Genomic DNA, 12,114 nt, shown 5'->3' with positions numbered 1-12,114 from the left:
AAATCAAGGCGCCCCAAATTTCGGCTTATCTATTATTCAGAAACCTGCCACTTCTTCTTTCTCCAGAGGAATTATCTCCTCGGCCCTTTTTCCCCTGACAGAATTTTCATTAGCCACCGATGTCCGTTCCAGCGGCGGCATTTTGCTGCTATGCTTCTTAAGCATACCTCGCATATTGCTCTTGAGACTCTCTTTACGGGAAAATGAAGAGGCGGAAGACGATAATGCTGTTTGCCCTTTTCCGCGACTGTTGGCAGCGGCATCCATGCGGGAGTGACTGCCATCGACGATTTTAGTCAACTCCGTCACGATATGCTGCAGTTCTTCGGCTTGAGCCGCCAGCTCTTCGCTTGCCGAAGCCGATTCCTCGGCGTTGGCGGCATTCTGCTGAGTCACCTGGTCCATTTGCGACACCGCTTTGTTAACCTGCTCAATTCCCTGAGCCTGTTCCGAACTTGCCGCCGACACCTCGCTTATTAACTCGCTCACTTTTTTCACGGAGGAGGTCACCTCGCCAAGAATCGTCATAAACTCCTCCGTTGCGCGGACGCCGTTGTCGGCATTCTTCTGGGCGCCGTCTATTAAAGAACTGGTATTCTTTGCCGCTTCCGCGCTCCGTTGCGCCAGATTGCGCACTTCTTCGGCAACCACGGCGAATCCCTTGCCCGCTTCACCGGCCCGGGCCGCTTCCACCGCCGCATTCAATGCCAGAAGATTTGTCTGGAACGCAATCTCATCGATTACTTTTATGATTTTTGCCGTTTCATCCGATGAATGCTTTATCTCCTGTATTGCCCGCGACATACCGGCCATCGCTCCCGACCCTTTGTCGGCGGCGGTGTTGGCGGCCGATGCCAGGACATTTGCCTGTCGGGCATTGTCGGCGTTTTGTCGCGTCATGCTCGACATCTCCTCCAGCGCCGAGGATGTCTCCTGAAGCGAAGAAGCCTGTTCCGTGGTCGCCTCCGCCAGTGATTGACTTGCCGACGAAATATGTTCTGAAGCGGAACCGACCTGCTCAGCGCCGGCAGAAAGCGACGATATCGCTTTATTTATTGGACTGGAGATAGAGCGCGCCATCAAGTACGACATTGCCAGGCTGCCCAGGACTATTATTGCAACAATGCCAAAAATGGCATAGAAGAATTGCGTTAACTCCGCCTGGACGTCATCGATATAAATCCCTGAGCCGACAATCCAGCCCCAATCATTGTGCAACTTTACATAAGAAATCTTGGGAACCGGCTTGGAAACATTGGGCTTGGGCCAGTAGTACTCGACAAAGCCGGCCCCTTTGGAGCGGCAAACCTCCACAAACTCCACAAAAAGCCTCTTGCCGTTAGGGTCGGCATTTTGAGAGAGGTCGGTTCCGTCCAGTTCCGGCTTGAAAGGATGCATTATCATCCGAGGATACATATCATTAATCCAAAAATATTCTTCACCGTCATAACGCATGGTTTTCAGAACTTCTCTGGCCTTGTCCTGAGCCTGTTCCGTTGTCATCTCCCCGGCATCGGCCTGTTTGGAAAAGTGGTCGATAACAGCCCAGGCGGCCTCTACCAGATGCTGCGTCTTGACATATTTGGCATCGTACATCTTCTCTTTGAAACGAGGATATATCCAAGTCAGCAATAGTGTGAACGCCAGTACAATAATGACACCCAGCGCCAGAATTCTTGTCGAAAGTCTGAATCGGTTAAGCATTAACCCCTCCGTTCAATTCAATAATTCAGCCCCTATGGTTGAATCTGTTAAAAATTCAGTATCAATGATGTCTGCCCGCGGAAATTGTCGGCCGTTTCCCCACCCTTGTACTTCGTCTCCCAGCGCGAAAGCTCAACACCCAATGTCGCCTGCGGAATGAATGCATAGCGCAGAGTGCCATAGAGACAGCTGTTCCTGGAACGGCCGGAAGCAAAATCATCGTCATCCGGGTCATCGATTCCAAATCCGGACGAAAGATGAAACAGTTTGCTTGCCTGCCACCAGAGGGTGAGCCAGCCGCCGCTGCTTTTCAGTCCATCGATTTCGCTGTTGCGGAGAACGGCTCCGAAATAACTGCCCAGATTCGAGCCGGTGTAAAATTCACCGGTTAGACCAAATCGCGCAGACGGCGCAAGCGCCGCATGAGCCGCAAAACCCCAGCTTTCATATTTCTCCGAATTGCCCAGCGTTGTCTCGGCTTTCAATTTGCCCCAGAGTCCCGAGAAACCGCCGCGTATTTGTCCGCCATTTGAAAGATTATGTTTCAAGTCGAAAAGAGCCTGAACCGAAGGAATACCGGCATCAGTGCCGTCGTCGGCGCCTTCCACAGTCTCCCCCGTCGCCAGAGTGAAAGTCGGCGTCAAATCGGTGCCAATCGTCCGGAAAAATCCGGCGGCGAATCCGATTTCTGTCGTTTTGTCCGCCTGGTAATTATACCAAAAACTTACTTGCGGGCGGCGATACCCGATATTGCCGCAACCCCAGAGCACCGAATAATTGAGAGTGCTTGGATTCAGCGGCGATATCAGATCCCAGGACTGACCGGCAAGCAATTTGTATCGTCCCGATTCCACCGCGAAGTAAGCGTGGCGCAGCTGAAGCATCGCCTTATTCTCCGCAACGCCGGAAACGCTGGCATAAAGGTCCATCTCCAGTTTCCCGGAGACTTTCAGGTTGCCATAGCCGTTGCCGATGAGATTGACGCCAAAGCGAGTTTCATTGGCAGTCATATTGAACTGCTCGTCGTCATCAGCATTGGCTGGGGGCTGCACCCACATTACAAAATTGCCATGGCTGGTGAGACTTCTGTCGTACGCCCCGTCAAGTTTAAAGTAACCGTATCCTTTGATGTCGAAGGACGGTTTGCCCTCCGCCAGAGCCGGCGATACTGAAATAAGCAGGATAATGGCGGCGGTAATCGTTCTGGTTGCGATCTTACTCATGGTTTCCTCCCAAATGTATTTTTTTCTCTCTGTTAATCTATCAATCCTAATGATGGGATTTTCTCCCCGTCGCTTTCCCGGGCGATATGCTCCGCCGATTCCAGGTCGGCCGATGTGAGAACGCGGTCTATATCAAGAAGAATCTTCACACTATTTTTGACCTTGCCGATGCCCAGGATGAAGCTGGTGTCGATATCGCAGCCAAATTCCGGGGATTCTTCAATCTCTTCTTCCTTAATATCCAGCACTTCCGATACGGCGTCAACCAGGATGCCCATCAAAAGCGAGTTGTCGGCGGCGGCGACATCGACCACAATGATGCATGTTTCCTCGGTATCCGGAGCAGGCTCCATTCCGAATTTGGTGCGCAGGTCGAGCACCGGAATAACTTTGCCCCGCAGGTTTATAACACCCCGAATGTGATTGGGGGTTCGGGGCACCTTGGTTATATCCATCAGTCCAATGATTTCGCGGACTTTTAAGATTTCCAGTCCGTACTCCTCCGCCGCCAGGCGAAAGGTCAAATACTTTCCGGCGCGGTTGGCCGCTGAGGCGACCTCATTCTGACCGCTTTTCTGATACCTTTTTTTCTCTTGCATTCATCTCTCCCCTATGTCAAATCTGCGATATTTTCGCCTTTCAATAACCTTAAGCCAGCATTACCGGCGTCCGGTTCTCTGATGGCAGCGCGCTGCTGCCTTCTCCGCCTGCCAATGACTTCCTCTCCGTCTCTCCCTTATGGCGCCAGTTTACCTCGGAGGCAAGATTTATAATCCCGCCGACATCAATAATCAGCCCGACATTGCCGTTGGACAGTATCGCGCCGCCGGCAATCCACTTCTGGTTACCGAAAGTCCTGCCGAGATTCTTGATGACTGTCTGCCTCTGACCGAGCAACTCATCCACAACCAGCCCTACCCGCTTGAAACCGTCTTCGACAACCACCACCGTTCGAGGGCGGTTGTCTTGCGGGTCGTGGGGAATACCGAAAAGCTCATTAATTCGAATCAGGGTCAAAAGGTCGCCGCGCAGATCCACTATTTCTCCCCTCCCTACGACGGATTTTATCATCTCCTTTGAGAGACGCAGCGATTCCACAATAGAAAGGGTCGGAATAATATAGCATTCCTCTTCCACTTTTACCAGCATTCCGTCAATGATTGCCAGAGTCAGCGGCAGTTTCATCGAAATGAGCGCTCCTTTTCCGGGTGTCGAATTTATTTCCAGATGCCCCCGCATGGCATCGACGTTCTTACGCACCACATCCATCCCCACTCCCCGCCCCGAAAGATCGGTAACCTTCGCCGCCGTGGAAAAGCCGGGCAGCAGAATCAGCCCGAAAATCTCTTTGTCGGAGAGCTCCCGCTCCCCGTCGAGCAGTCCCTTTTCTCTTGCTTTCTCCAGGATTTTTTCCTTATTCAATCCCCGGCCGTCATCTTCGATATCGAAAAAGATATTCCCCCCTTTGTGGTATGCCCTCAGGGTAATTTTGCCGCTTCGGTTCTTGCCCGCTTTTACCCTCTCTTCAGGGGATTCGATGCCGTGGTCGACGGCGTTTCGTATCATATGCATTAAGGGGTCGCCGATATTTTCGACAATACTGCGGTCCACCTCTGTTTCCTCCCCGAAAATCGCCAGTTCCACTTCTTTCCCTGATTTTTTGGTCAATTCGCGCACCGCCCGCGCCAGTTTTTGAAAAGTCGGTTTTACCGGCACCAGCCGCATTGCCATCCCCATCTCCTGTAATTCGCGAGTAATTTTATTGAGATGCGAAATGTTGCGGGCGATTTTGGGGGAAGCCATCTTCAATATCTCTTCATCCTGCCCAACCATCGATTCGGCAATTACCAGTTCGCCGATAGTGTCCACCAGACGGTCCAGACGGTCGGTGTCGATTTTAACCATCTCTTTGACTGCCGACGCGATTTTGTCGGAGCGTGTCTGCTGCTGCTCACGAAGAGCATGCGCCACAACTTTCGCCGGCACCAATCCCTGCCGAACCAGAGTCTCCCCCAGTTTTTCATCAGGTTTTTCTTTTCTGGAGAGCGCCGAATCAATCTCCTGCTGGGACACTGCCCCCATCTCTATCAAAATATCGCCGACCCGCGAGGAGGTCCCCATCGTATTGCCCTGCGCCGGGTTGGCTATGATGCTACGAAGTCGCTCCAGACGCGGAATTGTCAGCGACGCGCCGTCAAAATATCCATCCGATTTCAGCGCCGTTTCAACCCCTTCGAGGAGATGGCGCATGGTATCAACGGCGTCGAAAATGATATCGGCGATTGGACCCGAGACGGTCAGGCTTCCCTTGCGCGCCAGGTCGAGAACTGTCTCCGACTCATGCGCCAGAACCAGTATCGGTTTTAACTCCAGGAATCCGGCGGCTCCTTTTATTGTATGAAAACTGCGGAAGATGGCATGGATAGCCCCTTCAATATCAGTGCCGGCTTCGATATCCATCAGTTTCTGCTCTGCCACGGCACAATGCTCGCGCGCCTCATTGATAAAGTCAGCGAGCAGGGCGCTGTCGCTGTTCTGCAGGTTAATTGCCAGCTCTTCTGCCGCTTCAGCTGCTTCCTCAGGTGGATATACCACTTTATCCCCTTGGGCACTCGCCTCGCTCTCACTCTGCTGTCCCTTTGAGATAGCCGATTTCGAGTTTTCCAATATTTCGGGACTGCTGCATTCTGAACTGGCGGCGGCATCATTGAATCTGGCGGAGGACTCTCTTTCAGAGCCTCCCCGGCCATTCCGAACCATTTTTTGCAGCGCGCTGATGGTGTCGCCGATTTTCTCTATCTGGGAGGCTCTATCCGAAACTTCATTGAGAACAATCTTCTCTAATATCAGAGAGCATTCCCGGCAGAGCCTTTCGACGTCCGGCCGCGCTTGACGACAGTCAGCTGCCAGCTGCAGAAAACTCTCATGCAGACGGGCGAGGGCGGGAAGGTCCTCGACGCTCAACAGCACCAAATCGGCCGCCAGCATATCCAGTTTTTTCTCCAGAGAATTAACAGCCATAAAAACGGCACCCCATAATGAAATCCGCCGATTCAGTTTCTTTCCAGTCCATTGACAAAGCCCCTTATACTTCTGTCAGATGGGACTATTAAAAAGTCATCTTGTCATCGCCGCCAGAATACTGACAGCGCTTAACGGTTAATCGACCTGCCGAGAAATCCCTTTAGAGCCGAGAGCGTGTAATAATTGAAACTGTATAAAAATAGTTTCCAATCTTGAACGGCCAACACCAGGCCGTCTTTGCCCCTAAGCGTCTTTAGAAAAAGTATTGCAGATTGCAGGAAAGGCTCATTCTGAAACAAGATGTATGGCTTTCCTGCCTGATGGCGGAAGAACCCCAGCTTAACTATCTTCTTTTGGTTGCATAACAAATTGGATTTTATTAACTTAATTCTCCAAAACAGAAGGAGGCGGGAAAATTTTTCAAATTTCCATAAAATAGAGCGTATAATCGAAGAATAACCTGCCAGATTTGGCGTGAGTGGAAAAAATTGGATATCCATTAATACAAAACGGTTAAATCCGTTGAATAAATCTTATGACCGATAATGCTTTTACATCAAAGACAACAGTGGCTGTCCCCAAGGAGAATTTCCCCGGCGAGAGACGGGTCGCCCTTACTCCCGATACCCTGCCGACTCTCATAAAAGCAGGTATAAATATTCTGGTTCAGTCTGGCGCCGGAAGCGAAGCCGGATTTGCCGACGCGCAATATCGGGAAAAAGGGGCAGAGATAGTTGATAATCGTCGGTCATTGTTTGAAGTGGCTGATGTCGTAGTCCAGGTTCGCGGTCTGGGAGCAAATCCGGTCGCCGGGAAAGATGACCTTTCGCTTTACCGGGCGGGACAGACAATTATAGCCCAGTTCGAACCGCTGGCTGAACCGGAGGCGGTAAAGGAACTGGCTGCCCGCAAGGTTACCGCATTGTCGTTGGAGTTGATGCCCCGGATAACCCGGGCGCAGAGTATGGATGTACTTTCCTCGATGGCGACCATTGCCGGATATAAGGCGGTCATCCTGGCGGCGGAGGCGCTGCCGAAAATATTTCCGATGTTGATGACAGCGGCCGGGACAATATCGCCGGCGCATGTCTTTGTCATTGGCGCCGGAGTAGCGGGACTTCAGGCAATCGCTACCTCCCGCCGACTGGGGGCGATTGTCAAAGGATATGATATCCGCCCCGCCGTAAAAGAACAGGTGGAGAGTTTGGGGGCGAAATTTGTCGAACTGCCGCTGGAAGCGGCCGGCGCCGAAGATAAAGGGGGATATGCCAAGGCGATGGGTGAAGAGTTCTATCGCAAACAGCGGGAACTGATGGCGAAAGTTATCGCCGAAAGCAATGTGGTGATTACGACGGCGCTTGTCCCCGGCAAAAAATCCCCAATTCTGATAACCGCCGAGATGGCCAAGGGGATGGCGCCCGGTTCGGTAATAGTGGATCTTGCCGCCGAAAAGGGGGGCAACTGCGAACTGACCAGGCCGGGTGAGACAGTATCAGTTAACGGCATCACTATTATTGGTCCGGTCAATATTACCTCGACTGTACCATTCCATGCCAGCCAGATGTACGGAAAGAATGTGAGCACCTTTCTTACGCATTTGGTGAAGAAAGGGAAAATGGCGCTGGATATGACTGACGAAATCACTCGCGAGACAATGCTTACTCGTGACGGTGAGATAACACATCCGCAGATTCGTCAATTGCTGAATATGACGCCATTGGCGTCGGCAAATAAGGAGGCTTGATGGAATTCTTTATCATGATATTGACTGTTTTCGTGCTTGCCATTTTTGTCGGATTCGAAGTTATTACCAAGGTTCCGCCGATTCTTCATACGCCACTGATGTCGGGTTCAAACGCCATATCGGGAATAACCATCATTGGCGCGATATTGTCGGCCGGCACCAAACATACGACACTCACAGCCGTCCTCGGTGTCGCGGCGGTAGCATTTGCCACCATCAACGTGGTGGGCGGTTTTCTGGTGACCGACAGAATGCTGAAAATGTTCAAGAAGAAAGATTAGAGTATGTCTCCGGTTCTGGTAAATCTCGCCTATCTGGTAGCGTCGGTTCTTTTCATTTTCGGTCTTAAGGGTCTGTCTCATCCGCGGACGGCGGTCCGGGGCAATCTTCTTGGCGCCCTGGGGATGCTGCTTGCAATCATCGTGACTCTGATTGACCGCAGCATTATCAGTTATGAACTGATTATAATCGGTTTCATAATCGGCGCCGCGATCGGCGCTGTACTGGCATATAAAGTACAAATGACCGGCATGCCGCAGATGGTGGCTCTACTGAACGGGTTCGGCGGAATTGCGTCACTTCTCGTGGCGGGCGCCGCGCTCGGCGAGTCGATTCATCTCGGTGTCGCCCCGACCGACCAGTTTACGATTGCTACCGTCGCGACCGGAATCATCGGTTCGGTTACATTCTGGGGGAGCCTGGTCGCCTTCGGGAAACTTCAAGGCATAATATCGGAAAGAGCGATTCATTTCAAAGGACTGCATACCTTAGATATACTTCTCGGCATCGCCGCCATCGCCTGCGGCGTTTACATCGTGATGGAACCATCAGTGTACTGGCCTTATTGGGCGTTGGTCGGGATCGCCTCGATTCTGGGCGTTCTGCTGACTATACCTATCGGCGGCGCCGATATGCCGGTGGTGATAGCCCTGCTCAACTCCTACTCCGGTCTTGCCGGAGCCGCTACCGGTTTCGTGCTGAACAATAATGTGCTTATCATTGCCGGTTCCCTGGTTGGCGCCTCAGGAATAATCCTGACAGATATAATGTGCCGCGCGATGAATCGAAGCTGGTTAACGGTGCTTTTTGGCGTTCTTGGACCTACCTCATCTACTCCCTCAAGTGACGATGTCTATGCCGGAAAGGTCAAAGCAACTTCGCCGGAGGAAGTGGCGATGGTGCTTGACAGCGCCCGGCGGGTGGTCATAGTCCCCGGTTACGGAATGGCTGTTTCGCAAGCCCAGCATGCCGTGCGTGACCTGACCAACCTTCTCGAATCAAAAGGAGTCGAGGTCGAATTTGCCATCCACCCGGTGGCAGGAAGAATGCCGGGACATATGAATGTACTCCTGGCGGAAGCCAATATCGCGTACGATAAGTTGAAAGAGATGGATGAAGTAAACTCTACCATCGAGACAGCCGATGTCGCGATAATATTGGGCGCAAATGATGTCGTCAACCCGGTGGCGCGCACTGACCCGCATTCTCCAATCGCAGGTATGCCAATTATTGATGTCGACAAAGCCCGCACCGTAATTGTCATTAAACGCTCTTTAAGTCCCGGCTTTGCCGGCATCCCCAACCCGCTCTTCGCGCTGGACAATACATTGATGCTTTTCGCCGACGGCAAAAAGGCTATACTGGACCTGATTGGGGCTATTAAAGAGGCTTGAGCCGAGGTTATACAGGAGCCAACTGCCGAAGTTTCATTCTCCCCCGTTCTTGATTTTCAAGGCACTCTAAACCGGGCGATGACCTGGTCGAATGCCAGTAAGTCTGACGGACCCATGCAGAGGACGCTCAGTATCCCTTTGTAATAGGAGATTGTCAGAGGGAAACTGACATTCCAGCCGTATGACGCCATAACCTTGCCGGAGTCATTGATTACCCGAGCGCTGTCCGGAACGCTGACAAGAAATTGGGAACCGACCCGGGCAAGGGAATAAACTTCGCTATATATCGTGAATCGAAAATCGCCCACGGCGCTGTCGGCGGCTAAGGATGCCGGGATGTCAATAGAATACATATGTGAAATGGGACCTATTCGACGCACCATGTACATATTACTGCCGTTAACCGTTATCGGTCCCGGGTCGAGCTGTCGCCAGTGGAAACTGCCCTGCCGTTCTCCGGTCAAGGAGAGCCGGTAACATCGTTTGGAATCGGTGACCCAGAGAAATTCGCCATCAAAGGCTACCTGCTCCATTTCGGGCTCCGGCATAGGAATGCCGGCAAGGAAATTCCCGGAGTATGCCAGGCGCAAAAGTTCATCGCCCCGTTCCGGAAGCAACCAGTAACTTTCTCCGTCATCCGCTATCGAAAAAATTATGAACCCGCTGTCATTAGCGACAGAAATCGGTCGGTACGCCCGATGCAGCTGAATTGCGCGCATAGCAAAGCCGGATGAAAGCCGGGTGGGTTTTATCATCATTTTCTTGTCTTCGTCAAGGCAATCTAAAGCGGCAATGCCGTGCCCGCTAAGCAGATGAAATTGAGGTGCCGGAGCGTGAAAACATGCATCGTAACGAAAAGTCGGTGAAAACGCTCTATATGCTGCGCGAGAAAAATCATAGATCTGATTCTCATCGTCGCAGGAGGTTATAGACGAATAGAATATCTGAATGTCATTCATCTCCCCGTTTCTTGCCAAAGAGTCCTGGCTCAGGTCAAATTTGTAGATATTGCTGTCGATGGCAAAAGGCTGGATCCGACTTGAGACCTTCAGCACCAGCGGCTCATTCAGAAGCGGATAATGCGGGGCTGAGAAGCCGCTCTTGGTAATCTTCTCCTCGCCGCAGGACAGAAACAGTATTGACGGTATTAAATAGACCCAAAGCCTTTTCATGATACCTCCCCATTGTGCCTCAACCATATTACCTGAAAATATGGACGTCCTGCTATTATTCTATGTCTAATTGTAAATCTGTCAATCGGTTTTTTTGTCGTCCCGGCGGGTGAAAATCGGTTTGGATTCTCAGCGGCCATCTCTTATCGTATAATATAAAAATCGAATTGGCGGAATCCCGATGGACCAGGAAGACCTGCGGCAGTTTTTCGGCAAAATGCTTAAAGATGAGGGGTATATTTCCTCGGAGTCGTTCGCTGTTTTCGGCAAACTGATTCGCCTTACCATTCAGTACCGCGACCGGCTTCTTGCGACAGAAAATGTCACATTGACGGTCGATGAGACCAAGCGGGGAATTGCCGTATATCTCGACGCCCTCAAGACGGGAAGTCTGGCGGAAGATATCGAACCGAAAATTGACGGGCTGGTGCGTCTCTGGCTCAAAGAGATAAACCATATCACCTTTTAATATTGACAAAGCGCGGAGCGCGGCGAAATTACCATCATGAATATCTGGCGTAAAAAACGGGCGATTTATATATATTTGAGTATGATGATTCTCTTTGGCTCCTGCGGCGGTCAATCGGAAACCGATGGCGTCGATTCGCTGTATCATTTGCGGCGTCAGAAGATGGTGGATAATCAGATTGTCGCCCGCGGTATCACCGACAAAAATGTCATAACGGCGATGCGCAGAATTCCGCGGCATCTTTTTGTGCCGAAGGAAGAGCGGGAGCAGGCGTACAGCGATGGTCCCCTGCCGATAGGGCATAATCAGACAATTTCGCAGCCCTATATAGTCGCCATAATGACGGAACTTCTCGGCCTCGACTCGACATCTAAGGTACTGGAAATCGGCACCGGTTCGGGATATCAGGCGGCGGTGCTGGGTGAGATTGCCGACTCGGTTTACACGATAGAAATCGTGAAGCCGCTGGCGGAGAGAGCGGCGCAGATTCTCGATTCGCTGGGATACAAAAATATTTTCGTGCGTGCCGGAGATGGTTATCAGGGGTGGCCCGAGGCGGCGCCGTTTGATGCGGTCATAGTTACGGCGGCGGCTCCCAAGATTCCGCAGCCGCTTATTGACCAGTTGAAGACAGGGGGACGTCTGGTAATACCGGTGGGAGAATTGTCGCAGGAACTTTACCTGGTGACCAAGAATGAAGAGGGGATACTGAAGCAGTCGATTATTCCGGTCCGGTTTGTGCCGATGACGGGGGAGGTTCAGAAGCGGTAAGGGGCATCCATTAAAAAATGTAAGTTCTTGGGCCACTGCATGTAATAGGTTCGTATTCGTTTTGATTTTGAAAGTGCGGATTAACCTCTTTTGTATCTGTCAATCTTCTGCAAGAGGGGTAATTGTGTGGATTCCGCACGGGCGATATTCCTGACCTAAAGATTTGTAAGTGTCTATTTATCGTATGTTCACCTCTCCATATATACCATTCCCGCCGATTCAGCGACGATTCGATAGTGATTTTGCGGATTGGACAGGAATCTGGATACGGATTTTGGTGATGGAATCGATGAATGGTAGCGATAGAGGAAAGACTCACCAGGTGGGTGAGGCA

General features: G+C 51.5%; 10 protein-coding genes. 5 read left to right on the top strand and 5 right to left on the bottom strand.

Annotated features, from left to right (window positions below):
- Positions 1–36 precede the first annotated feature (36 nt).
- From AB1690_06165 to AB1690_06150, 4 genes are read right to left on the bottom strand one after another with little or no spacing between them, the layout of a single operon-like run.
- Entirely contained in the window at positions 37–1,704 is a 1,668-nt protein-coding gene (locus AB1690_06165; GenBank protein ID MEW6014889.1) for a methyl-accepting chemotaxis protein, read from the bottom strand.
- A gap of 47 nt (positions 1,705–1,751) precedes the next feature.
- Positions 1,752–2,927, bottom strand: a complete 1,176-nt coding sequence (locus AB1690_06160; GenBank protein MEW6014888.1) for a hypothetical protein — start codon at positions 2,925–2,927, stop codon at positions 1,752–1,754.
- 32 nt (positions 2,928–2,959) lie between these two features.
- Positions 2,960–3,526, bottom strand: coding sequence for a chemotaxis protein CheW (locus tag AB1690_06155; GenBank protein ID MEW6014887.1), 567 nt, complete (start codon positions 3,524–3,526; stop codon positions 2,960–2,962).
- Between the two features lie 49 nt (positions 3,527–3,575).
- Positions 3,576–5,948, bottom strand: coding sequence for a chemotaxis protein CheA (locus AB1690_06150; GenBank protein MEW6014886.1), 2,373 nt, complete (start codon positions 5,946–5,948; stop codon positions 3,576–3,578).
- Positions 5,949–6,486: 538 nt separating this feature from the next.
- On the opposite strand from AB1690_06150, the gene AB1690_06145 reads away from it, so the two are divergent.
- Genes AB1690_06145 through AB1690_06135 form a run of 3 tightly spaced genes read left to right on the top strand, consistent with a single transcriptional unit; the run spans position 6,487 to position 9,368 of the window.
- Positions 6,487–7,695 (top strand): Re/Si-specific NAD(P)(+) transhydrogenase subunit alpha, encoded by a 1,209-nt coding sequence (locus tag AB1690_06145; GenBank protein MEW6014885.1) that lies wholly within the window; start codon positions 6,487–6,489, stop codon positions 7,693–7,695.
- Positions 7,695–7,976: an NAD(P) transhydrogenase subunit alpha gene (locus AB1690_06140; protein MEW6014884.1), complete on the top strand. Its 282-nt coding sequence runs from the start codon at positions 7,695–7,697 to the stop codon at positions 7,974–7,976. The genes AB1690_06145 and AB1690_06140 overlap by 1 nt, the downstream gene beginning before the upstream one ends.
- Positions 7,977–7,979: 3 nt before the next feature.
- On the top strand, positions 7,980–9,368 hold the full coding sequence (locus AB1690_06135) for an NAD(P)(+) transhydrogenase (Re/Si-specific) subunit beta (protein ID MEW6014883.1): 1,389 nt from the start codon (positions 7,980–7,982) through the stop codon (positions 9,366–9,368).
- 56 nt (positions 9,369–9,424) lie between these two features.
- On the opposite strand, the gene AB1690_06130 is transcribed toward AB1690_06135, so the two are convergent.
- Positions 9,425–10,540 carry a hypothetical protein gene (locus AB1690_06130; protein MEW6014882.1) on the bottom strand — a complete coding sequence of 372 codons (1,116 nt, stop codon included), beginning with the start codon at positions 10,538–10,540 and terminating at the stop codon, positions 9,425–9,427.
- A 181-nt stretch (positions 10,541–10,721) separates the two neighbouring features.
- On the opposite strand from AB1690_06130, the gene AB1690_06125 reads away from it, so the two are divergent.
- Positions 10,722–11,009 carry a hypothetical protein gene (locus AB1690_06125; protein MEW6014881.1) on the top strand — a complete coding sequence of 96 codons (288 nt, stop codon included), beginning with the start codon at positions 10,722–10,724 and terminating at the stop codon, positions 11,007–11,009.
- 162 nt (positions 11,010–11,171) lie between these two features.
- Positions 11,172–11,780, top strand: coding sequence for a protein-L-isoaspartate(D-aspartate) O-methyltransferase (locus AB1690_06120; protein MEW6014880.1), 609 nt, complete (start codon positions 11,172–11,174; stop codon positions 11,778–11,780).
- The last annotated feature ends 334 nt before the right edge of the window (positions 11,781–12,114 follow it).

It is taken from the genome of Candidatus Zixiibacteriota bacterium (assembly GCA_040753495.1).
Taxonomy (GTDB): domain Bacteria; phylum Zixibacteria; class MSB-5A5; order GN15; family PGXB01; genus DYGG01.
The sequence above is the reverse complement of the archived record's forward strand: the minus strand, read 5'-3'. Positions and strand labels throughout refer to the sequence as shown.

Bases quoted from the DNA above. Each gene is read 5' to 3' on its own strand.
- AB1690_06165 (MEW6014889.1), bottom strand. From the start codon at position 1,704: ATGCTTAACCGATTCAGACTTTCGACAAGAATTCTGGCGCTGGGTGTC.
- AB1690_06160 (MEW6014888.1), bottom strand. From the start codon at position 2,927: ATGAGTAAGATCGCAACCAGAACGATTACCGCCGCCATTATCCTGCTT.
- AB1690_06155 (MEW6014887.1), bottom strand. From the start codon at position 3,526: ATGCAAGAGAAAAAAAGGTATCAGAAAAGCGGTCAGAATGAGGTCGCC.
- AB1690_06150 (MEW6014886.1), bottom strand. From the start codon at position 5,948: ATGGCTGTTAATTCTCTGGAGAAAAAACTGGATATGCTGGCGGCCGAT.
- AB1690_06145 (MEW6014885.1), top strand. From the start codon at position 6,487: ATGACCGATAATGCTTTTACATCAAAGACAACAGTGGCTGTCCCCAAG.
- AB1690_06140 (MEW6014884.1), top strand. From the start codon at position 7,695: ATGGAATTCTTTATCATGATATTGACTGTTTTCGTGCTTGCCATTTTT.
- AB1690_06135 (MEW6014883.1), top strand. From the start codon at position 7,980: ATGTCTCCGGTTCTGGTAAATCTCGCCTATCTGGTAGCGTCGGTTCTT.
- AB1690_06130 (MEW6014882.1), bottom strand. From the start codon at position 10,540: ATGAAAAGGCTTTGGGTCTATTTAATACCGTCAATACTGTTTCTGTCC.
- AB1690_06125 (MEW6014881.1), top strand. From the start codon at position 10,722: ATGGACCAGGAAGACCTGCGGCAGTTTTTCGGCAAAATGCTTAAAGAT.
- AB1690_06120 (MEW6014880.1), top strand. From the start codon at position 11,172: ATGGTGGATAATCAGATTGTCGCCCGCGGTATCACCGACAAAAATGTC.